The organism is Streptomyces akebiae, assembly GCF_019599145.1.
Taxonomy (GTDB): domain Bacteria; phylum Actinomycetota; class Actinomycetes; order Streptomycetales; family Streptomycetaceae; genus Streptomyces; species Streptomyces akebiae.
In genome coordinates, this window is sequence record NZ_CP080647.1 from 7,504,252 (window position 1) to 7,527,157 (window position 22,906).

Genomic DNA, 22,906 nt, shown 5'->3' on the forward strand with positions numbered 1-22,906 from the left:
CCCGCGTCACTCATCCCACGTCCCCCGTGCCGAGCAGCCGTGCCAGCACGGCCACACCGGCGGGCATCCCGACGAGAAAGCCGACGGCGAGTCCGATGCCCTGGTCGGCCGCGGAGGGAAGGGCCCAGTTCATCGCCACGGCCACCAGCACGGCCACGGCTCCCAGCGTCAGGGACGCGGCGGCGACCGCGAGCCCGCGCGGCGGCCGCCCCGCGCGGAACACCTCGACCGCGGGCCCGAACGAGATCATGACGGCCACGGTGGCGAAGAGACCGGGGTCGGGCAGCCACCCGAAGAGCCACCCCACGAGCGCCGCGAGCCCGGCCAGGGCGAGACCGACGAACTGCAGCAGCACGGTGGTCACCACCGGCTCCGACGCCGGCACCGCACCCCACGAAGGGCGCCGTACGACACCGCCCCCGCCGTCCTCCGCGTCCTCTTCCCCGGCCACCTCCGCAGACTAGCCGTGCGCACGGCGGATGCGACCGGTCCGGATCGCGGCACGGTCGCCGACCTGCCCCGGCGCCCGGCGGAATCGGTCGACGCCCCCGAACCCGCCCCCGGCCGACCGGCGCTTCCCCCAGGCACTCCGGTTAGGCTCGTGCCCGTACGACCTTGATCGGCGAAGTCGGGCGATCGGAGGGCGGACGAGTGGATGAGCGGGCTTGATCCGACGGGAGGCCTGGGATGACGGCGCCGGGGCGCAGGAGCAGCACGTTCTCGCGACTGCTGCGGCACGGTTTCACCGATCCGAGCGCCGCCGAGCGGCTGCTGGAGAGCGGGGAGCTGTCCGCCGTACGCAGCGACCCGGTGCTGCTGGACGCCCTGGGGGCGACCGCCGACCCGAACCTCGCGCTGCTGGGCCTCGTACGGCTGCTGGAGGCGCAACCGGACCGTACGGCCCGGCGGGCGCTGCTGGACACGCTGATAGCGGCCAAGCCGCTGCGGGACCGGCTGCTCGGGGTGCTCGGCGCGTCCGCCGCGCTCGGTGACCATCTGGCCCGGCACGCGCAGGACTGGCAGGCGCTCGTGACGTACGAGCCGCGGGATCTGCATCCGGGCGTCGAGGAGTTCGAACGGGGGCTCGCGGAGGCCACCGACCCCGTCTCCCTCCGTGTCGCCTACCGCCGCTGTCTGCTCTCCATCGCCGCCCGTGACGTCTGCGGAACGACGGATGTCGCCCAGGCCGCCGCCGAGCTCGCCGACCTCGCCACCGCCACGCTGCGGGCCGCCCTCGCGATCGCCGGCGCCGCCGCGCCGGAGGACGCTGAACTGTGCCGTCTCGCGGTCATCGCGATGGGCAAGTGCGGCGGCCACGAACTCAACTACGTCTCCGACGTCGACGTCATCTTCGTCGGGGAGACGGCGGACGGGGCCGACGAGCAGAAGGCGATCCGGGCCGCCACCCGGCTCGCCTCGCACATGATGCGGATCTGCTCCGAGACGACCGTCGAGGGCAGCATCTGGCCGGTCGACGCCAACCTGCGGCCGGAGGGGCGCAACGGCCCGCTCGTGCGGACGCTCAGCAGCCATCTGGCCTACTACCAACGGTGGGCGAAGACCTGGGAGTTCCAGGCGCTGCTCAAGGCCCGGCCGGTCGCGGGGGACCTCGAACTGGGCGAGGCGTACGTCACCGCGCTCGAACCGCTCGTCTGGAAGGCGGCCGAGCGGGAGAACTTCGTCACCGACGTGCAGCGCATGCGGCGCCGAGTGGTCGAGAACATCCCGGCCGCCGAGGTGGACCGTCAACTCAAGCTCGGGCCCGGCGGGTTGCGGGATGTCGAGTTCGCCGTCCAGATGTTGCAACTCGTGCACGGACGCGGCGACACGTCCCTGCGCAGCGGCACCACCCTCGACGCGCTGGGCGCGCTGGCCGCCGGCGGGTACGTGGGACGGACGGACGCGGCCGGGCTCGACGCCGCCTACCGGTTCCTGCGTTCGATGGAGCACCGCATCCAGCTCTACCGGCTGCGCCGCACCCACCTCGTCCCCGAGGGCGACGACGACCTGCGACGCATCGGCCGTTCCCTCGGCCTGCGCGCCGATCCGGTCGCCGAACTGAACCGCGAGTGGCGCCGCCACGCGGCCGTCGTGCGACGGCTGCACGAGAAGCTCTTCTACCGCCCGCTCCTCGACGCCGTCGCCCAACTCGCCCCCGGTGAGATCAGGCTGAGCGCCGACGCGGCCCGCGAGCGCCTCGTCGCCCTCGGCTACGCCGACCCCGCGGCGGCGCTGCGCCACCTGGAGGCCCTGGCGTCCGGCGTCTCCCGCAAGGCCGCCATCCAACGCACCCTGCTGCCGGTGCTGTTGGGCTGGTTCGCCGACTCCGCCGACCCGGACGCGGGCCTGCTCAACTTCCGCAAGGTCTCCGACGCGCTCGGCCGAACCCCTTGGTACCTACGGCTGTTGCGCGACGAGGGCGCGGCGGCGGAGAACCTGGCGCGCGTGCTCTCCGCGGGACGCCTGGCCCCCGACCTCCTCATGCGCGCCCCCGAGGCGGTCTCCCTCCTCGGCGACGGGGACGGTGTCGCCGGTGGCGCCGGTGGTCTCGAAGCCCGTGAACGCGCCCACCTGGAACAGGAGATCCTCGCCGCCGTGGGCCGGGCCGACGGCGCCCAGCAGGGCGTCACGGCGGCGCGCGGCGTCCGCCGCCGGGAGCTCTTCCGCACGGCCGCCATGGACATCGTCGGCTCCTACGGCACCGAGGCGTTCCCGGCCACCGCCGACCAGGGCGCCCTGGTGGACCTCGTCGGCGGCGCGGTCTCCGACATCACGGCCGCGACCCTCGCGGGCACCCTGCGGGCGGTGGTCCGCGAGGGCTGGGGCGACACCCTCCCCACCCGCTTCGCGGTGATCGGCATGGGCCGCTTCGGCGGCCACGAACTGGGCTACGGCTCCGACGCCGACGTCCTGTTCGTCCACGAACCACGGGAGGGCGCCGACGAACAGGAGGCGGGCCGCGCCGCGAACGCGGTCGTCTCCGAGATGCGCCGCCTGCTGCAGCTCCCGAGCGCCGACCCGCCCCTCCTCATCGACGCGGACCTGCGCCCCGAGGGCAAGACCGGCCCGCTCGTGCGGACGCTGAACTCCTACGAGGCCTACTACCGCCGGTGGTCGCTGGTGTGGGAGTCGCAGGCCCTGCTGCGCGCCGAACCGGTCGCCGGTGACGAGGAGTTGGGCCGCCGCTTCCTCGAACTCGTCGATCCGCTCCGGTATCCGGTCGGCGGCCTCGGCGACGACGCCGTACGCGAGATCCGGCGCATCAAGGCCCGCATGGAGTCGGAGCGGATGCCGCGCGGCGCCGACTCGACCCTCCACACCAAGCTCGGCCGCGGCGGCCTCTCCGACGTCGAATGGACCGTCCAGCTCCTCCAGCTCCAGCACGGGCACCGCGAGCCGGGGCTCCGCACGACCCGCACCCGTCAGGCCCTGGCCGCCGCCCGCGAGGCCGACCTGGTGAGCGCCGAGGACGCGGCCGTACTGGACGAGGCCTGGGTGCTGGCCACCCGCGTCCGCAACGCCGTGATGCTCGTCCGAGGCCGCGCGGGCGACACCTTCCCCTCCCACGGCCGTGAACTCGCCGCCGTCGGGAGGTACTTGGGGTACGGCCCCGGTCACGTGGGCGACATGCTCGACGACTACCGCCGCATCACACGACGGGCTCGGGCCGTGGTGGACGAGTTGTTCTACGGGGGGTGACCTTCAGCTTGTTCTGCGGGGGGTGACCTCCGGCCTGGGCGGACGTCTTCACCGCCGCAGGGCCTGCCGACCTGTCGCGGTCGCGGGCCGCCGGAGTCGCACACCGCCGGCGGCCCGGCGTGCCGAGGCCCGCCGCGGCCTGGTCAGGGCCACCCCCGCCAGGACCACCACCATCCCCGCGATCACCCGGGTCCCCACCCGCTCGTCGAGGAACAGCGCCCCCAGGGCGACCGACACCACGGGCAGCAGATAGCCGACCGTCGCCGCGCTCGTCGCTCCCTCGTCCGCGATCAGGCGGTAGTTGAGGTAGAAGGTGACCCCCGTACCGAAGATCCCCAGGACGGCCACCGCGAGCAGGGCGGTCAGGTCGGCCCCGGACGGGCCGGCGCTCGCTGCGGGCGTGGCGTCCGCCGCCCATCCCGTCGCCGCCCAGCCGGTCGTCGCCCATCCCGTCGCCGCCAGGAGCTGCGCGGCGGAGACGGCGAGCGGTGCGTCGCGGCCCGTCAGGTGGCGGCCCATGTACGCGAAGGCCACCGCGTAGCTCACGGCCGCCCCGAGGAGCGCGAGCGCGCCCGAGGTCATCAGCCCCGCCCGCTGCCAGGGCGCGAAGATCAGCAGGACGCCGGCGAAGCCGAGGAGGAGACCGGTGAGGCGGGCGGGGGAGAGGGGGCGGTCGGTCCCGAGGACGAGGCCGAGGAGCAGGGCCCACAGGGGGGTGGTGGCGTTGAGGACGCCCGCCGTGCCCGAGTCGACGGTCTGCTCGCCGATGCCGAAGAGCGCGAACGGCAGGGCGTTGCAGAAGAAGGCGGCGACGAGGAGATGGGTCCAGGTCCGCCGGTCGCGCGGCAGGCGCTGACGGGCGGCCAGGGCGAGGACCAGCAGGACCGCAGCGCCCAGGGCGCAGCGCGCGACCGTGATCTGGAGCGGGGAGAGGCCGTGGTTGAGGGCGAGCTTGATCCAGAGGAAGCCCGAGCCCCACAGGAGGGCGAGGAGGGCCATACGGAGCGTGGAGGCGAGAGGCATGTGCACCACGGTCGGGCACCGGGACACATAAGGGCAAGCGAAGAATTGTGCATGGACCTTTAAGCTGGGCTGCATGATTGATGTGCGTCGGATGCAGGTGCTCAGAACCGTGGTGACCAGCGGCTCCGTGACGGCCGCCGCGACCGCCCTCGGCTACACCCCCTCCGCGATCAGCCAGCAGATCGCCGCGCTGGAGAAGGAGACCGGGACCGCGCTGCTGGAGCGGGTCGGGCGCGGGGTGCGGCCCACGGAGGCCGGACTGCTGCTCACCGAGTACGCGGACGCGATCGGGCGGCAGGTCGCCGAGGCGGAGGCCGCGCTGGCCGATCTGCGGACCGGACGCACGGGGCGACTGGCCGTGCGGTACTTCGCCACGGCCGGTGCCTCCCTGGTGGCCCCCGCCGTCGCCCGGCTGCGCGCCGAGCACCCCGGCGTCCGGATCGAGCTGAAGCTGATCGACCCCGACGACCCGCTCCCGGCGGTCAGGGAGGGGCGGGCCGACCTCGCGCTCGTCGTACGGCCGCGCGGCGCCGACCCCGACGGCGTACGGCTGCTGCACCTGCTCGACGACACCTATGTCGCCGTACTGCCCGCCGCGCACCCCCTCGCCGACCGGTCCGACCTCGCGCTGGCCGACCTGGCCGACGAGCCGTGGGTCGGCAGCGAATGGCCGGGGCCCTGCCTGGACGCCCAGCTGGAGGCGTGCGCCGAGGCCGGTTTCCGGCCCCGGTTCGTGGTGGAGAGCGAGGACTACGCGACCGCGCAGGGTTTCGTCGCGGCGGGTCTCGGGGTCGGTCTCATCCCCCGGCTCGGCCTCGGCAGCACCCATCCCGACGTCGTCGTCCGCCGGTTCACCGGCCCGGAACCCCGGCGTTCCATCCACGCGGCCGTACGCGCGACGGCCCCGCCGCAGCCCGCCCTGCGGACGTTCGTCAGGGCGCTGCGGGAAGCCGCCGGTGCTACACCTTGACCGGTTCCAGCTCCGGTTCCCGGATGCTCCCCGTCACCTGACGGGGCAGCGCGTAGGGCAGCGTTCCGTACCAGACGCGGGCCACGCCGAAGCCGAAGGCCAGGCAGAGCATGCCGCCGACCGCGTCCAGCCAGAAGTGGTTGGCGGTGGCGACGATGACGACGAGCGTCAACGTGGGATAGAGCAGGCCCAGCACCCGCACCCACGGCACCGACGCCAGCGCGAAGATCGTCAGCCCGCACCACAGCGACCAGCCGATGTGCATCGACGGCATCGCGGCGTACTGGTTCGACATGTTCTTCAGGTCGCCGGAGGCCATCGAGCCCCACGTCTGGTGGACGACGACCGTGTCGATGAAGCTCTCGCCGGGCATCAGGCGGGGCGGGGCCAGCGGATAGAAGTAGTAGCCGACCAGGGCCACGGCCGTGGTCGCGAAGAGCACCAGACGGGTCGCCGCGTAACGGCCGGGATGACTACGGTAGATCCACACGAGGACACCGAGCGTGACGACGAAGTGCAGGGTCGCGTAGTAGTAGTTCATGCCGACGATCAGCCATGTGACCGAGTTCACGGAGTGATTGATCGTCTCCTCGACCGCGATCCCGAGGTGGTGCTCCACCTTCCAGATCCAGTCGGCGTTCCGCAGCGCCTGCGTCTTCTGTTCCGGGACCGCGTTGCGGATCAGGGAGTACGTCCAGTAACTCACCGCGATCAGCAGGATCTCGAACCAGAGACGAGGCCTGCGCGGAACCCGCAGCCGGTGCAGGTACCTCTGCTCCGGCGCGTCCGTGACGGACCGCGGAGCGGCCTGCTCCCGGCCTTCCTCCAGTGTCGTCACGGTCGTTTCACTCATGGGCACAGAGTCTGCCAGAAAAGCGGTACCCCACCGATCATCCTCTGGTCGGGTTCATCACGCACATCCGTCGGGGTGGCGCTGAGGGCCTTCTCCTCCGTACGTACCGCATCGTTCCCCCATCTCTCCGTCTCAGGTACGAGACCGGTCCCCGGGCGCAGAAGCGGTCGACCCCCGCACCACCAGTTCCGGCATGAACACGAACTCGCTGTGCGGCGCCGGAGTCCCCCCGATCTCCTCCAGCAACGTACGCACCGCCGCCTGCCCCATCGCCGGGACCGGCTTGCGGACGGTCGTCAGCGGAGGGTCGGTGAAGGCGATCAGGGGGGAGTCGTCGAAGCCGACGACCGAGACGTCGTCCGGGACCTCCAGGCCCCGCTGCCGGGCCGCCCGGATCGCGCCCAGCGCCATCATGTCGCTCGCGCACACCACCGCCGTGCAGTCCCGGTCGATGAGCGCCATGGCCGCCGCCTGACCGCCCTCCAGGGTGTACAGGGAGTGCTGGACGAGTTCGGACTCCACGGTCGCGGCCGCCAGCCCCAACTGGTCCTGCATCGTGCGGACGAAGCCCTCGATCTTGCGCTGCACCGGCACGAAGCGCTTGGGGCCCAGCGCCAGACCTATCCGGGTGTGCCCCAGCGACACCAGATGCGTCACCGCGAGGGACATCGCCGCCCGGTCGTCCGGCGAGATGAAGGGGGCCTGCACCTTCGGCGAGAAACCGTCGACGAGGACGAACGGCACGCCCTGGGCGCGGAGCTGCTCGTAGCGCTGCATGTCGGCCGAGGTGTCGGCGTGCAGACCGGAGACGAAGATGATGCCGGCGACGCCCCGGTCGACGAGCATCTCCGTCAGCTCGTCCTCCGTCGATCCGCCGGGGGTCTGGGTGGCGAGCACCGGGGTGTACCCCTGCCGGGTCAGCGCCTGGCCGATCACCTGGGCCAGGGCCGGGAATATGGGGTTCTCCAGCTCCGGGGTTATGAGGCCCACCAGGCCGGCGCTGCGCTGCCGCAGCCGGACCGGCCGCTCGTAGCCCAGCACGTCGAGGGCGGCCAGAACGGACTGGCGAGTGGTCGCGGCGACGCCCGGCTTCCCGTTCAGGACGCGGCTGACAGTCGCCTCGCTGACCCCCGCCTGGGCTGCGATGTCGGCAAGCCGTGTGGTCACAGCACTGGACTGTACCGGCCGGACCTGCGCTTGCACACCGGCCCGGCGTCGGGGGCGGGCGGGGGTGCGGCCCACTGCGGGCTGCTGCGTCATCGCGGTCCCTCGTGATTCTGGTCGGTGTCCGTGGGGGCGCCCCGAGTGTGGAAGGGGTGACCTTCGCAAGGCGCTGACAGGGTGATGATGGCCGCCACCGCCAGTGGTGGCAAGAGCTTGCAGAGTCTTGCACAGCCCGGTGAACACCCGCTGAGCGGCCCTGATATCAGGTTTCGGCCATGTCGAGCACAGGTCACGGGCCGGTAACCATCCCCCTCCGTTGCAATTTTTTGCAGCAAGGTCTTTCGTCGCGCTTACAACGCTGTTACGTTCGGCCTCGCCCGGCGGCGGCGATGGCGCGGCCGGAACTCGGCAGGAGCGGCGGACGGGGCCCTCCGCCCAGCACACGGGCTTTCACCCTCAAGGAGATCTCATGCGGCGTGGCATAGCGGCCACCGCGTTGGTGGCGTCGATCGCCCTCACGGCGACGGCCTGCGGCGGAAGTGACAGCGGCGACTCGGCCGACGGTCCGGTCACCATCACCTGGTGGGACACCTCCAACGCCACCAATGAGGCGCCGACGTACAAGGCCTTGGTCAAGGAGTTCGAGGCCGCCAACAAGGACATCAAGGTCAAGTACGTCAACGTGCCGTTCGACCAGGCGCAGAACAAGTTCGACACCGCCGCCGGCGCCACGGGCGCGCCGGACATCCTGCGCTCCGAGGTCGGCTGGACCCCCGCCTTCGCGAAGAAGGGCTTCTTCCTGCCGCTGGACGGCACCGAGGCCCTCAAGGACGAGGACGAGTTCCAGCCCAGCCTGATCAAGCAGGCCCAGTACGACGGCAAGACCTACGGCGTTCCGTTCGTCACCGACACCCTGGCGCTGGTCTACAACAAGGAGCTCTTCGAGAAGGCCGGCATCACCGAGGCCCCGAAGAGCTGGGACGACCTGAAGAAGGCCGCCGCCACGATCAAGGAGAAGACCGGCGTCGACGGCTACTGGGGCTCCACCCAGGCCTACTACGCCCAGTCTTTCCTCTACGGCGAGGGCACCGACACCGTCGACGTCGCCGCCAAGAAGATCACCGTGGCCTCCGCCGAGGCGAAGAAGGCGTACGGCACCTGGCTGGACCTCTTCGACGGCAAGGGCCTGCACAAGGCGGACACCACCGCCGACGCCTACGCCCACATCCAGGACGCCTTCGTCAACGGCAAGGTCGCCTCGATCGTCCAGGGCCCGTGGGAGATCACGAACTTCTACAAGGGCTCGGCGTTCAAGGACAAGGCCAACCTGGGCATCGCCACCGTCCCGGCCGGCTCCACCGGCAAGGCGGGCGCCCCGACCGGCGGCCACAACCTCTCCGTGTACGCCGGCTCGGACAAGGCGCACCAGGAGGCGTCGCTGAAGTTCGTCAACTTCATGACGTCGGCGAAGTCCCAGGAGACCATCGCCCTGAAGAACTCCACGCTGCCCACCCGTGACGACGCCTACACCGCCGAGGTGAAGGCCGACCCGGGCATCGCCGGCTACCAGACCGTACTGGCCGCCGCCCAGCCGCGCCCCGAGCTGCCCGAGTACAGCTCCCTGTGGGGCCCGCTGGAGACCGAGCTGCTCGCGATCGCCGGTGGCAAGGAGTCCCTGGACAAGGGCCTGGGCAACGCGGAGACCGCGATCGCCAAGCTGGTCCCGGACTACAGCAAGTGATCCCGGGTGGCCGCCGTGTCCCTCACCCCGGCTCCGGCCGGGGCCGGACGCGGCGGCCACCGGCCGGGCCGCCGAGCGGCCCGGCCCCCGAGCAGCCCAGCCCCCGATCTTCCAGTGATCTTCCAGAAGGTGTCGAACGATGACAGTCGCCATCGACCGAGCGACCGGCAAGCGCCGCGGTGAACCGGGCGGGCGCCCGGGCCCGCTGTCGCGTCTGAAGCAGTCGTACCAGCGGTACTGGTACGCGTACGCGATGATCGCCCCGGTGGTCGTCGTGCTCGGCGTCCTGGTGCTGTATCCGCTGGCGCGCGGCCTCTACCTCACCCTCACCAACGCCAACAGCCTCAACTCGGCGCGCACGATCGGCGCCAACCACATCGAGGCCACCTACGAGTTCATCGGCTTCGACAACTACGCCGACATCCTGTGGGGCCCGACGTCGTACGACCGCTTCTGGTCGCACTTCATCTGGACGATCGTCTGGACGGCGCTCTGCGTCGCCCTGCACTACGTCATCGGGCTCGGCCTCGCGCTGCTGCTCAACCAGAAGCTGCGCGGCCGCACCTTCTACCGGCTGATCCTGGTCCTGCCGTGGGCCGTGCCGACCTTCGTCACCGTGTTCGGCTGGCGTTTCATGCTCGCCGACGGCGGTGTGATCAACGCCGGCCTCGAAGCACTGCACCTGCCGGCCCCGCTGTGGCTGGAGGACACCTTCTGGCAGCGGTTCGCCGCGATCATGGTCAACACCTGGTGCGGTGTGCCGTTCATGATGGTCTCGCTGCTCGGCGGGCTGCAGTCCATCGACTCCACGCTGTACGAGGCGGCGGAGATGGACGGCGCGAGCGCCTGGCAGCGCTTCCGCTACGTCACCCTGCCGGGTCTGCGCTCGGTCAGCTCCACCGTCGTACTCCTCGGCGTCATCTGGACGTTCAACCAGTTCGCCGTCATCTTCCTGCTGTTCGGCGACACGGCGCCCGAGGCGCAGATCCTCGTGACCTGGGCCTACTACCTCGGCTTCGGGCAGCAGCCGCGTGACTTCGCGCAGTCGGCGGCCTACGGCATCCTGCTGCTGGCCATCCTGATCGTCTTCACCTCCTTCTACCGCCGCTGGCTGAACCGCGATGAGCAGCAGCTCGCGATCTGAGGCAGGAGCCCCCATGAGCACCACGACGCCCACGACGACCGGCGGCACCACGGCCGCCGGGGACCGGCAGGTCCCGCGGACCCCTGCGGCGCCCCGCACCCGCCGACGCGGCGAGAACAGCCTCGCCGGCTCGCTCGCCTCGCACGCCATCCTCATCGTGGCGAGCCTGGCCGCGCTCTTCCCGATCGCCTGGCTGGTCTTCCTGTCCCTCGGACCGGACAAGGACGATTACCTGCATCCCGGGCGCATCTTCGGCAAAATGACCTTTGCCAACTACTCGCACGTGCTTCAGGAGACACCGTTCTTCGACTGGCTGGTCAGCACCCTCGTCGTCTCGCTCGGCACCACCGTCATCGGGGTGCTGATCGCGGCGACCACCGGTTACGCCGTCTCCCGCATGCGCTTCCCGGGCTACCGGAAGTTCATGTGGGTGCTCCTGGTCACGCAGATGTTCCCGGTGGCAGTCCTGATGGTGCCGATGTACGAGATCCTGTCGGAACTGCGGCTCGTCGACAGCTACCTCGGCCTCATCCTCGTCTACTGCTCGACGGCCGTGCCGTACTGCGCCTGGCTGCTCAAGGGCTACTTCGACACGATCCCCTTCGAGATCGACGAGGCGGGACGCGTCGACGGGCTCACCCCGTTCGGCACCTTCGCCCGGCTGATCCTGCCGCTCGCCAAGCCGGGACTCGCGGTCGCCGCCTTCTACAGCTTCATCACCGCGTTCGGGGAGGTCGCCTTCGCCTCGACGTTCATGCTGTCCGACACGAAGTACACCTTCGCCGTCGGTCTGCAGAGCTTCGTCAGCGAACACGACGCCCAGCGCAACCTGATGGCGGCCACCGCCGTGCTGGTCGCGATCCCCGTCTCCGCGTTCTTCTACCTCGTGCAGAAGAACCTGGTGACCGGCCTGACCGCGGGCGGCACCAAGGGGTGACGCCCCCTCCCCGGAACCCGAGGCGGTCGCGGTGTCCATCCGACCCCGCTGTCACCGCGGCCGCCTCGTCACCACCTCCCTGCCTCTGCCCGGACGACCCGTCACGTATCAAGGACGTCATGAGCCATCAGCACTCCACCGCCACCCCCACCGCAACCCCCGCCCAGGCTGAGCGCAGCGACTGGTGGCGCGACGCGGTGATCTACCAGGTCTATCCGCGCAGCTTCGCCGACAGCAACGGCGACGGCATGGGCGACCTGGAGGGTGTACGTTCCCGGCTTCCCTATCTGCGCGACCTCGGCATCGACGCCGTGTGGCTGAGCCCCTTCTACGCCTCCCCGCAGGCCGACGCCGGGTACGACGTCGCCGACTACCGCGCGGTGGACCCGATGTTCGGGACGCTGCTGGACGCGGACGCCCTGATCCGCGACGCCCACGAGCTGGGCCTGCGCATCATCGTCGACCTGGTCCCGAACCACTCCTCCGACCAGCACGAGTGGTTCAGGCGGGCGGTCGCGGAGGGCCCCGGTTCGCCGTTGCGCGACCGCTACCACTTCCGCACCGGCAAGGGCGCACACGGCGAACTCCCCCCGAACGACTGGGAGTCCATCTTCGGCGGCCCGGCGTGGACGCGGGTGACGGAGCCGGACGGCACCCCGGGCGAGTGGTACCTGCACCTCTTCGCCCCGGAGCAGCCCGACTTCAACTGGGACCACCCGGCGGTCGGCGACGAGTTCCGCTCCATCCTCCGCTTCTGGCTGGACATGGGCGTCGACGGCTTCCGTATCGACGTCGCCCACGGCCTGGTCAAGGCGGACGGCCTCCCGGACCTCGGTGCCCACGACCAGCTGAAGCTGCTGGGCAACGATGTCATGCCCTTCTTCGACCAGGACGGCGTCCACGCGATCTACCGCGAATGGCGCCTGGTGCTGGACGAGTACGCCGGGGAGCGCATCTTCGTGGCGGAGGCGTGGACCCCCACGGTCGAACGCACCGCGAACTACGTCCGCCCGGACGAACTCCACCAGGCCTTCAACTTCCAGTACCTCGGCACGGACTGGGACGCGGCAGAGCTGAAGGTCGTCATCGACCGCACGCTGGACGCGATGCGTCCGGTGAACGCCCCCGCGACGTGGGTGCTGTCGAACCACGACGTGACGAGGCACGCGACCCGCTTCGCCAACGAGCCGGGCCTCGGCACGCAGATCCGCCTCGCGGGCGACCGCGCGCTGGGCCTGCGCCGCGCCCGCGCCGCCTCGCTCCTGATGCTGGCGCTGCCCGGCTCGGCCTACGTCTACCAGGGCGAGGAACTCGGCCTCCCCGACGTCGTCGACCTCCCGGACGAGGTCCGCCAGGACCCCGCGTACTTCCGGGGCGCCGGCCAGGACGGCTTCCGCGACGGCTGCCGGGTGCCGATCCCGTGGACCCGCGACGGCTCGTCGTACGGCTTCGGCCCCGGCGGCTCCTGGCTGCCGCAGCCCGCCGAGTGGGGCGACCTCAGCATCGAGGCCCAGACGGGCGCGGCGGACTCGACCCTGGAGCTGTACCGCACGGCCCTGGCCGTCCGCCGTGCACAGCGCGCCCTCGGCGCGGGCGACTCGGTGGAGTGGCTGAAGGCCCCCGCCGGCGTCCTGGCCTTCCGCCGGGGCGACTTCGTGTGCGTCGCGAACACGACCGGCGAGGCGGTCACGATTCCGGCCTACGGTCGCGTCCTGGTCGCCAGCGGCGAGGTGACGGTGGCCGACGACGAGGCGAAGCTGCCGGGGGACACGACGGTGTGGTGGACGACCGGCTGACGGGCCGTCCGAGAAGACGCCGTCCCGTCTGACGGGACTAGAGGCTCGCCACCCCCTATCGGCCGGGTGGCGAGCCTTCTCGTTCGCTGACCCTGGCTGGCCACCGTTGGTCCGGGTGTCAGGCGTGGTGGTCACATCCGACTGATCCTGCCGTAAGCCGAGCCGGCCCTCCAGGGTTCTCTTCACCAGCTGGACCTGCCCCAGCTTTTCGCCGCGCTGGATCCAGAGTTCCCGCTCACGGAACATGCCGTCCCACGAGTTGACCACGCCGATGGACCCGGCAAGCGCCGTGCTGACCAGGCCCAACCAGGACGAGTTCCATACGGCGACCATCGCCCCCGTCCATGCGATGAGGGCCGCGGCGAATGAATTCCACAACGTGATGCACTTGAACCGGGTCTCGGCTTTCTGCCTGGCTGCTCGGCGCCTGTGTCACTCATGGCGGGAACCCGGCGCTCACGCCCTTGAACGTCACCCCGGTGGCCTCGCCCAACACCCCACTCTGTGAAGAGATTTCGCGCGCGTGAAGAAGGTGTGTCCGGAGGGTTGACCGTTTGGCAAGTGCCTCGTACTTTCCTCTCGGTTGAAAGTTTTCAGCCATCTTGCAGCAAGAATCCGCAACGCTCCTGCCGCAAGCGGGCCCCTCCAAGGCCCACGAGACTCCCACTCGGAACCCTTCAACGGAGAAGGACCCCACACATGGCCAGCAGAACCCTCTCCGGTGCGCTCGCTCTCGCGGCCGGCGCGTCGATCGCGCTCGCGGTGCCCACCACGACCGCGTACGCCTCGCCTCCCGGCACCAAGGACGTGACCGCAGTCCTGTTCGAGTGGAGCTTCGCCTCCGTCGCCAAGGAGTGCACCAGCACACTCGGCCCGAACGGGTACGGCTACGTCCAGGTCTCACCGCCCGCCGAGCACATACAGGGCTCGCAGTGGTGGACGTCGTACCAGCCCGTCAGCTACAAGATCGCCGGGCGGCTAGGCGACGCCACCGCTTTCAAGAACATGGTCGACACGTGTCACGCGGCCGGCGTCAAGGTCGTCGTCGACACCGTCATCAACCACATGTCCGCCGGGAGCGGCACCGGCACCGGCGGCTCGTCGTACACCAAGTACACCTACCCCGGCCTCTACTCCTCCTTCGACTTCGACAACTGCACCGCCACCATCAGCGACTACGGCAACCGCGCCAACGTCCAGAACTGCGAACTCGTCGGGCTCGCGGACCTGGACACCGGTGAGGAGTACGTGCGGTCGGCCATCGCCGGGTACATGAACAGCCTGCTCGGCTATGGCGTCGACGGCTTCCGGATCGACGCCGCCAAGCACATCCCCGCCGCCGATCTCGCCAACATCAAGTCGCGACTGAGCAACACCTCCGTGTACTGGAAGCAGGAGGCCATCTACGGCTCCGGCGAGGCCGTGCAGCCGAGCGAGTACACCGGCAACGGGGACGTGCAGGAGTTCCGGTACGCCTTCGACCTCAAGCGGGTCTTCAACAACGAGAACCTCGCCTACCTGAAGAACTACGGCGAGGGCTGGGGCTACATGAACAGCTCGGTCGCCGGGGTCTTCGTCGACAACCACGACACCGAGCGCAACGGCTCCACCCTCAGCTACAAGGACAACGCCACCTACACCCTCGCCAACGTGTTCATGCTGGCGTACCCGTACGGCGCGCCCGACATCAACTCCGGGTACGAGTTCACCGACCACGACGCGGGCCCGCCCAACGGCGGTGCGGTCAGCGCCTGTTGGCAGAACGGCTGGAAGTGCCAGCACGCCTGGCCGGAGATCATGCGCATGGTCCCCTTCCGCAACGCCACCCGCGGCGAGGCCGTCACCAACTGGTGGGACAACGGGGGCGACGCGATCGCGTTCGGCCGGGGCAGCAAGGGCTTCGTCGCCATCAACCACGAGTCGAGCAGCCTCAGCCGCACGTACCAGACCTCCCTCGCGGCCGGCGCCTACTGCAACGTGCAGAACAACACCACGGTCACCGTGAACGGCTCCGGCCAGCTCACCGCGACCCTCGGCTCCAACACCGCCCTCGCGATCTACGCGGGCAAGACCAGCTGCTGACGGTCTTGTAAGTCCTTACCGTTATTTTCAAGCCTCTTGCTGAAACGCTTGCGGCGGCGATACGGTCACGCGGGGTTTGGAACTGCCGGCGTTGGAGTGCGTTCAGGGGCGTTCGGGTGAGCGGGGGTGAGTGTGGATGGCTTGTGTCGTGCCGCGCTCCTGGCTTGTGATGCCGGTTTTCGGTGGGGAACTGACGTTCTCTCATCGAATGCGTGACCTTCATGGGTGGTGCTCGTTTCCAGGGCGACGGTGTATTCGAGTCGGGCCGGGCGGAGGTGGCGGGGTGGGTGAGGTGCGGAGCATCGAGGCGCCGTTCGTCGTGTCCGGGCCGTCCGGTGTGGCTGTCCGGACCCGCCTCAAGGGTCTGTCTCCCGGCGATGAGAAGGTGCTGCGTCTGGCGGGCGGGCATCTGGGGTCGCTGGCCTCGAAGGATCTCAGGGCACGCTGCCGGGACGGTCTGGCGCATTCCGGGCAGGCGTGGGCGGTCCGCAAGCGGGAGCTGACGCCCGCCTCGTCGTCACGCTGGGCGGGCAGTATCACCAAGGGCACGCACGATCAGTGGGCGCTGGCCCGCCGCTGCCAGTCGGCGCACATCCAGAACCTGGAAGCGGGGATCCGCACCATCGAGGCTCGCCTGGCGCTGCCGGTCGGGCAGAAGGGGAACAAGAAGGCGCCGGGGGGTTACCGGTCGCGGCGGGAGTGGCATGCGAAGTCGCGGCGGCTGCGGGTACTGGGGGACCGGCTGGCTGCCGCGCGGGCCGACCGGAAGGCCGGGATCGTGCACGTGGTGTGCGGCGGTAAGCGGCTGGCCCGCTCCCGGCATCATCTGGAGGAGGCTGGGCTGACGGAGTCCGCGTGTCGGGGGCGGTGGGAGGCGGAGCGCTGGTTCTTCCAGGCGGACGGGGAGTCCGGCAAGCGCTACGGCAACGAGACCATCCGTATCAGCCCCGACGGCGAGGTGAGCATCAAACTGCCCGCGCCGCTCGCGTATCTGGCGAACGCCCCGCACGGACGGTACGTCCTCACCGGCCAGGTCGCGTTCGCACACCGGGGCGGTGACTGGGCGGACCGCGTCGCGGCGAACCGGGCGATCGCCTACCGCATCCACCTGGATACGGGCCGGGGCCGCTGGTATGTGACCGCGTCCTGGCAGATCCCGCCCACCCCCACCGTCCCGATCGAGGCGGCACTCGCGCACGGCGTGATCGGCGTCGACATGAACGCCGATCTCCCCCACGCTCGGCTTCGCTCGCGCGGGGGGACCCCCACGGCCGCCTGGCGCCTGGACACGCACGGCAACCCGACCGGCAGCCCGCGCCGCTTCTCCTACGACCTGACCGGCACCGCCCAACACCGTGACGCTCAGGTCCGCCACGCCCTCACCCGCCTCCTGCACTGGGCGAAGACCTGCGGTGTGAAGGCGATCGCGGTGGGGGACCTGGACTTCGCCGCGGAGAAGACCCGGGAGAAACACGGCCGCCGCACACGGTTCCGGCAGCTGATCTCCGGCATGCCCACCGCCAGGCTCCGTGCCCGACTGGCCTCGATGGCCGACGCCATGGGCATCGCCATCATCGCCGTCGATCCCGCCTACACCAGCCGCTGGGGGGCCCAGCACTGGAAGAAGCCCCTCACCAGCACCACCCGTATGACGACTCGCCATGATGCTGCTGCCGTGGCGATCGGAAGGCGCGCCCAGGGACACCCGATCCGGCGACGGACGACACCGCCCCCACACGACCGGAGTGATCGTGCGGGGCATCGGACCGTCCAGGCCCGACCAGGTGTTCCCGGGCGTGAGGAACCCCGCCCCCGCATCCCCGGACCACGGACACGATCCGTGCGCGCCGGGTGCGGAGCGAACGCGGGCAACCAGAACGCCCAACACCGTCCGGGGCGTTCGGCCGAGCCTGAGACCTGGCAACAGGACTCACTCCCGCTCGGTCTTTAGGAACGGTCGGACCCACCAGAGCCGTCATCGCAAGGAGTCCATCTGTGATACCGAGATGGCCGACGCCGTCGAGGCGCCGCACCGCCCACGCCGGACGGACCGCCGTGATCGGCGTGGTCACCGTGACCGCGCTGACCGCGGCGCTCGTCCAGCCCCACACCGCCGGGGCCGCCACCCCGCCCGCACCGCCGTCCGACGCGAAGCTGGCGAAGGCCGCCGCCCGTCACGACCTCACCCGCGAGCAGTTCTACTTCGTCCTGCCGGACCGTTTCGCCAACGGTGACAGGGCGAACGACAAGGGCGGCCTGACCGGCACCCGCCTCGCCACCGGCTACGACCCCACCGACAAGGGCTTCTACCAGGGCGGCGACCTCAAGGGCCTCACCAAGCGCCTCGACTACATCAAGGGCCTGGGCACCACCTCCATCTGGCTCGCGCCGATCTTCAAGAACCAGCCCGTCCAGGGCACCGGTGAGAACGCCTCCGCCGGCTACCACGGTTACTGGATCACGGACTTCACCCAGGTCGACCCGCACTTCGGCACCAACAAGGACCTGGAGACCCTGATCTCCAAGGCCCACGCCAAGGGCATGAAGGTCTTCTTCGACGTCATCACCAACCACACCGCCGATGTCGTCGACAACGAGGAGAAGTCCTACGACTACCTCTCCAAGGGCGCCTTCCCCTATCTGACGAAGGACGGCAAGCCCTTCGACGACGCCGACCACGCGGGCGGGGGCACCGGCTTTCCGCCCGTCGACCGGGACTCCTTCCCCCGCACCCCCGTGGTCCCGGCCGCCGAGAAGAACACCAAGGTCCCCTCCTGGCTCAACGACCCGACGATGTACCACAACCGGGGCGACTCCACCTGGGCCGGCGAGTCCGCCACCTACGGCGACTTCGTCGGGCTGGACGACCTGTGGACCGAGCGCCCCGAGGTCGTCTCCGGCATGGAGAAGATCTACGAGAAGTGGGTCAGGGACTTCCGGATCGACGGCTTCCGGATCGACACCGTGAAGCACGTCGACATGGAGTTCTGGACGCGGTGGGCGACCGCGCTCGACGCGTACGCCGCGAAGAAGGGCCGCGACGACTTCTTCATGTTCGGCGAGGTCTACTCCGCCGACACCTCCGTGACCTCCCCGTACGTCACCCAGGGCCGCCTCGACTCCACGCTCGACTTCCCCTTCCAGGACGCGGCACGCTCGTACGCCTCCCAGGGCGGCAGCGCGAAGAAGCTGGCCTCGGTCTTCGGGGACGACTACAAGTACACGACCGACAAGGCCAACGCGTACGAGCAGGTCACCTTCCTCGGCAACCATGACATGGGCCGCATCGGGACCTTCCTCAAGCAGGACGACCCCCAGGCCTCCGCCGCCGAACTGCTCGCCAAGGACAGGCTCGCCAACGAGCTGATGTTCCTCAGCCGGGGCAACCCGGTCGTCTACTACGGCGACGAGCAGGGCTTCACCGGTGCGGGCGGCGACAAGGACGCCCGCCAGACGATGTTCGCCTCGAAGACCGCCGACTACCTGGACGACGACCTGCTCGGCACGGACCGTACGCACGCCACGGACGCGTACGACACGAGCGCGCCGCTCTACCGGCGGATCAGCGCGCTCGCCAAGCTCCGCAAGGCCCACCCGGCCCTCGCCGACGGCGTCCAGACCGAGCGTTACGCGGCCGACGGTGCGGGTGTCTACGCCTTCTCGCGGACCGACGCCCGGACCGGCACCGAGTACGTCGTCGCCCTCAACAACGCGAGCGAGGCCAAGTCGGCCACCTTCGCGACCGGCTCGGCCGGCATGACCTTCAAGGGCGTCCACGGGACCGACGACAAGGTGACGAGCGGCGCCGACAAGAAGGTCACCGTCACCGTCCCCGCCCGTTCCTCGATCGTCCTCAAGGCGGCCGGCCCCCTCGCGAAGCCCGCGACCGAGCCGTCCCTCACCCTCAAGGCCCCGGCCGCCGGCGCCACCGGCACCGTCGAGGTCGGTGCCGATGTCGACGGCGGACAGCTCAACCGGGTCGTCTTCGCCGCCCAGGTCGGCCACGGCAAGTGGAAGACCCTCGGCTCCGCCGACCACGCCCCGTACAAGGTCACCCAGACCCTCGGCGAGGACGTACCCGCCGGAACCGCCCTGCGGTACAAAGCAGTGGTGATCGACCGAACCGGGCGTACGGCGAGCGCCACCGCGACCTCCACCACGGGCACCCCGCCCGCCCCCGAGGTCCCCACCGCCTCCTCGCGCGACTACGCGATCGTCCACTACAAGCGCGCCGACAACGACTACACGGACTGGCGGCTGTACGCCTGGGGCGACATCGCCGAGGGCGAGGGGACCACCTGGCCGGACGGCCACGACTTCGTCGGGCGGGACGCGTACGGCGCCTTCGCCTACGTCAAGCTCAAGCCCGGGGCCTCGAACGTCAGTTATCTGGTCATCGACAAGGACGGCACCAAGGACGTCTCCGCCGACCGCTCGATCGACGTCACCAGGACGGGCGAGATCTGGGTCGAGCAGGGCAAGGAGGCCGTGCTGACGGAGAGGCCCACGGCCGACTACCCGCAGCAGGACACGTCCAAGGCCGTCCTGCACTACCACCGCGCCGACGGGAACCACGACGGCTGGGGCCTGCACGTCTGGTCCGGCGCCGCGAACCCCACCGACTGGTCCAAGCCCCTGGAACCGGTGCGGACCGACGCCTACGGCGCCGTCTTCGAGGTGCCCCTCACCGACGGGGCCACCAGCCTCAGCTACATCATCCACAAGGGCGACGAGAAGGACCTCTCCGCCGACCAGGCCCTCGACCTCAAGGCCAACGGGCACGAGGTGTGGCTGCTCGGCGGGCAGGAGAAGTACCTGCTCCCGCAGCCGGCCGGTTCCGCCGCCGCCCTCGACCTCACCACCTCCAAGGCCGTCTGGATCGACCGGAACACCGTGGCCTTCAACGGCGACGACACGGCCGCCTCCACCCAGCTGCTGTACTCGCGCACCGGCTCCATCACGGCGAAGGACGGCGCGCTGACCAGCACCGACGAGCGGTGGCTGCGGCTGACCGAGTCGGCGCTCACCGACGCACAGAAGGCGAGGTTCCCGCACCTGAAGTCGTCCACCGCGTGGACCGTCGACCCCCGCGACCGCGACCGGGTCCGTGAGGCCCTGCGCGGCCAGCTCGTCGTCTCCCAGCGCGCGGCGAACGGCGCGGTGCTCGCGGCGACGGGCGTGCAGATCGCCGGCGTGCTCGACGACCTGTACGACGCGTCCAGGGCGGACCTGGGCCCGACCTTCCGCGACGGCCGCCCCACGCTCGCCGTCTGGGCGCCCACCGCACAGCAGGTCTCCCTCGACCTCGACGGCAAGCGTGTCGCCATGAAGCGGAACCACACCACCGGCGTCTGGTCCGTCACCGGCAAGAAGTCCTGGAAGAACAAGCCCTACCGGTACGTCGTGAAGGTGTGGGCGCCCAGCGTCCGCGAGATCGTCACCAACAAGGTCACCGACCCGTACTCCGTCGCGCTGACCGCCGACTCGAAGCGCAGCCTCGTCGTCGACCTGGCGGACACATCCCTGGCACCGAGCGGCTGGTCGTCGTACACCAAGCCGAAGGCGGTCCCGCTGAAGGACGCGCAGATCCAGGAGCTGCACGTCCGGGACTTCTCGATCGGTGACAGCACCGTGCCGGCCAAGGACAAGGGCACCTACCTCGCTTTCACCGACCGGGGCAGCGACGGCTCGAAGCACCTGCGGAAGCTGGCGGCGGCGGGTACCTCGTACGTGCACCTCCTCCCCGTCGCCGACATCGCCACCATCCCCGAGAGGAAGGCCGACCAGGCGACCGTCGACTGCGACCTCGGCTCCTACGCCGCCGACTCCGACCAGCAGCAGGAGTGCGTCGCGAAGGCCGCCGCGAAGGACGGCTTCAACTGGGGCTACGACCCGTACCACTACACCGTCCCGGAGGGCTCGTACGCCACCGACCCGGACGGGACGCGGCGCACGGTCGAGTTCCGGAAGATGGTGAAGGCGCTCAACGACGACGGTCTCGGGGTCGTGCTGGACGTGGTCTACAACCACACCCCGGCCAGCGGCCAGGCCGACAAGAGCGTCCTCGACAAGGTGGTCCCCGGCTACTACCACCGGCTCCTCGCCGACGGTTCGGTCGCCACCTCCACCTGCTGCGCCAACACCGCGCCCGAGAACACCATGATGGGCAAGCTGGTCGTCGACTCGATGGTCACCTGGGCCAAGCAGTACAAGGTCGACGGGTTCCGCTTCGACCTGATGGGCCACCATCCGAAGGCCAACATCCTGGCCGTCCGCAAGGCCCTCGACGCCCTGACGCCGGAGAAGGACGGCGTCGACGGGAAGCGGATCATCCTCTACGGGGAGGGCTGGAACTTCGGCGAGGTCGCCGACGACGCGCGCTTCGTCCAGGCCACCCAGAAGAACATGGCGGGCACGGGCATCGCGACCTTCTCCGACCGGGCCCGGGACGCGGTGCGCGGCGGCGGCCCCTTCGACGAGGACCCGGGCGTCCAGGGCTTCGCGTCCGGTCTCCACACCGAGCCCAACTCATCGGACGACAACGGCACTCCGGCCGAGCAGAAGGCCCGCCTGCTGCACTACCAGGACCTCATCAAGGTCGGCCTGAGCGGCAACCTCGCGAACTACCGGTTCACCGACACCGACGGCAAGGAGGTCAAGGGCTCCGAGGTCGACTACAACGGGGTCGCCGCCGGATACGCGGACGCCCCCGGCGACGCCCTCGCCTATGTCGACGCCCATGACAACGAGTCGCTGTTCGACGCGCTCGCCTTCAAGCTGCCCGCCTCGACGAACGCGGCCGACCGGGCCCGTATGCAGGTCCTCGCCATGGCGACGGCCGTCCTCTCGCAGGGCCCCGCGCTCTCCCAGGCGGGCACCGACCTGCTGCGGTCCAAGTCCCTCGACCGCAACTCCTACGACAGCGGGGACTGGTTCAACGCGATCCACTGGGACTGCCGGGAGGGCAACGGCTTCGGGCGCGGCCTGCCCCTCGCGGCCGACAACCGGTCCAAGTGGCCTTACGCCAAGCCCCTGTTGACCTCGGTGAAGGTCGGCTGCGAGCAGATCGAGGGCAGCTCGGCCGCGTACCGTGACCTGCTGCGGATCCGTACGACGGAGGACGTCTTCTCCCTCGACACGGCCGGACAGGTCCAGTCGAAGCTGTCGTTCCCGCTGTCGGGGAAGGACGAGACCCCGGGCGTGATCACCATGCACCTCGGTGACCTCGTCGTCGTCTTCAACGCCACCCCCGAGGAGCGGAAGCAGACCGTGGACGACCTGGCCGGGACGGCATACGCCCTGCATCCGGTGCAGGCGTCGGGCGCGGACTCTACCGTCCGAAAGGCCTCGTACGAAGCGGAATCGGGGACCTTCGTCGTTCCGGGGCGGACCGTGGCGGTCTTCGCACGATCCGACCGGTAGCGCGCTAGCTTGGGTGGTGCGGGCGGAGAAGGGGTCCGGTCCGCACCATCCGAGCGCCCGCGACGACGAGAGCCT

13 protein-coding genes are annotated in these 22,906 nt (G+C 70.3%); 9 read left to right on the forward strand and 4 right to left on the reverse strand.

Annotated features, from left to right (window positions below; genetic code table 11):
* Positions 1-10: 10 nt before the first annotated feature.
* A complete protein-coding gene (locus K1J60_RS32495; protein WP_259408029.1) occupies positions 11-451 on the reverse strand; it encodes a hypothetical protein in 441 nt (146 codons plus the stop codon).
* Positions 452-687: 236 nt separating this feature from the next.
* Between K1J60_RS32495 and K1J60_RS32500 the strand changes: the two genes are divergently transcribed.
* Positions 688-3,699, forward strand: coding sequence for a bifunctional [glutamine synthetase] adenylyltransferase/[glutamine synthetase]-adenylyl-L-tyrosine phosphorylase (locus K1J60_RS32500; RefSeq protein WP_220649319.1), 3,012 nt, complete (start codon positions 688-690; stop codon positions 3,697-3,699).
* Between the two features lie 48 nt (positions 3,700-3,747).
* Here K1J60_RS32500 and K1J60_RS32505 read toward each other — a convergent pair whose 3' ends face one another.
* Entirely contained in the window at positions 3,748-4,722 is a 975-nt protein-coding gene (locus K1J60_RS32505) for a DMT family transporter (protein ID WP_220649320.1), read from the reverse strand.
* A 73-nt stretch (positions 4,723-4,795) separates the two neighbouring features.
* Here K1J60_RS32505 and K1J60_RS32510 point away from each other — a divergent pair, with 73 nt between their 5' ends.
* Positions 4,796-5,692 (forward strand): LysR family transcriptional regulator, encoded by an 897-nt coding sequence (locus tag K1J60_RS32510; RefSeq protein WP_259408030.1) that lies wholly within the window; start codon positions 4,796-4,798, stop codon positions 5,690-5,692.
* Here the strand turns inward: K1J60_RS32510 and K1J60_RS32515 are convergent.
* Together K1J60_RS32515 and K1J60_RS32520 are read right to left on the reverse strand one after the other, a co-directional pair.
* A complete protein-coding gene (locus tag K1J60_RS32515; protein WP_220649321.1) occupies positions 5,682-6,545 on the reverse strand; it encodes a phosphatase PAP2 family protein in 864 nt (287 codons plus the stop codon). The genes K1J60_RS32510 and K1J60_RS32515 overlap by 11 nt on opposite strands.
* Before the next feature lie 132 nt (positions 6,546-6,677).
* Positions 6,678-7,712 carry a LacI family DNA-binding transcriptional regulator gene (locus tag K1J60_RS32520; RefSeq protein ID WP_045562851.1) on the reverse strand — a complete coding sequence of 345 codons (1,035 nt, stop codon included), beginning with the start codon at positions 7,710-7,712 and terminating at the stop codon, positions 6,678-6,680.
* A 466-nt stretch (positions 7,713-8,178) separates the two neighbouring features.
* Between K1J60_RS32520 and K1J60_RS32525 the strand changes: the two genes are divergently transcribed.
* The 7 genes from K1J60_RS32525 to pulA all read left to right on the forward strand — a co-directional run bounded on the left by K1J60_RS32525 (position 8,179) and on the right by pulA (position 22,831).
* The gene (locus tag K1J60_RS32525; protein WP_220649323.1) at positions 8,179-9,450 is read left to right on the forward strand and encodes an extracellular solute-binding protein; all 1,272 of its coding nucleotides are present in this window, start codon (positions 8,179-8,181) and stop codon (positions 9,448-9,450) included.
* A gap of 139 nt (positions 9,451-9,589) precedes the next feature.
* Positions 9,590-10,594, forward strand: a complete 1,005-nt coding sequence (locus tag K1J60_RS32530) for a carbohydrate ABC transporter permease (protein ID WP_033527434.1) — start codon at positions 9,590-9,592, stop codon at positions 10,592-10,594.
* Positions 10,595-10,607: 13 nt separating this feature from the next.
* Positions 10,608-11,531, forward strand: a complete 924-nt coding sequence (locus tag K1J60_RS32535; protein ID WP_220649324.1) for a sugar ABC transporter permease — start codon at positions 10,608-10,610, stop codon at positions 11,529-11,531.
* Positions 11,532-11,650: 119 nt separating this feature from the next.
* A complete protein-coding gene (locus tag K1J60_RS32540) occupies positions 11,651-13,327 on the forward strand; it encodes a glycoside hydrolase family 13 protein (protein WP_220649325.1) in 1,677 nt (558 codons plus the stop codon).
* Between the two features lie 699 nt (positions 13,328-14,026).
* A complete protein-coding gene (locus tag K1J60_RS32545) occupies positions 14,027-15,409 on the forward strand; it encodes an alpha-amylase (protein WP_220649326.1) in 1,383 nt (460 codons plus the stop codon).
* Positions 15,410-15,692: 283 nt separating this feature from the next.
* The gene (locus K1J60_RS32550) at positions 15,693-17,360 is read left to right on the forward strand and encodes a transposase (protein WP_220649327.1); all 1,668 of its coding nucleotides are present in this window, start codon (positions 15,693-15,695) and stop codon (positions 17,358-17,360) included.
* A gap of 44 nt (positions 17,361-17,404) precedes the next feature.
* Entirely contained in the window at positions 17,405-22,831 is a 5,427-nt protein-coding gene (gene pulA / locus K1J60_RS32555; RefSeq protein ID WP_220649328.1) for a pullulanase-type alpha-1,6-glucosidase, read from the forward strand.
* The last annotated feature ends 75 nt before the right edge of the window (positions 22,832-22,906 follow it).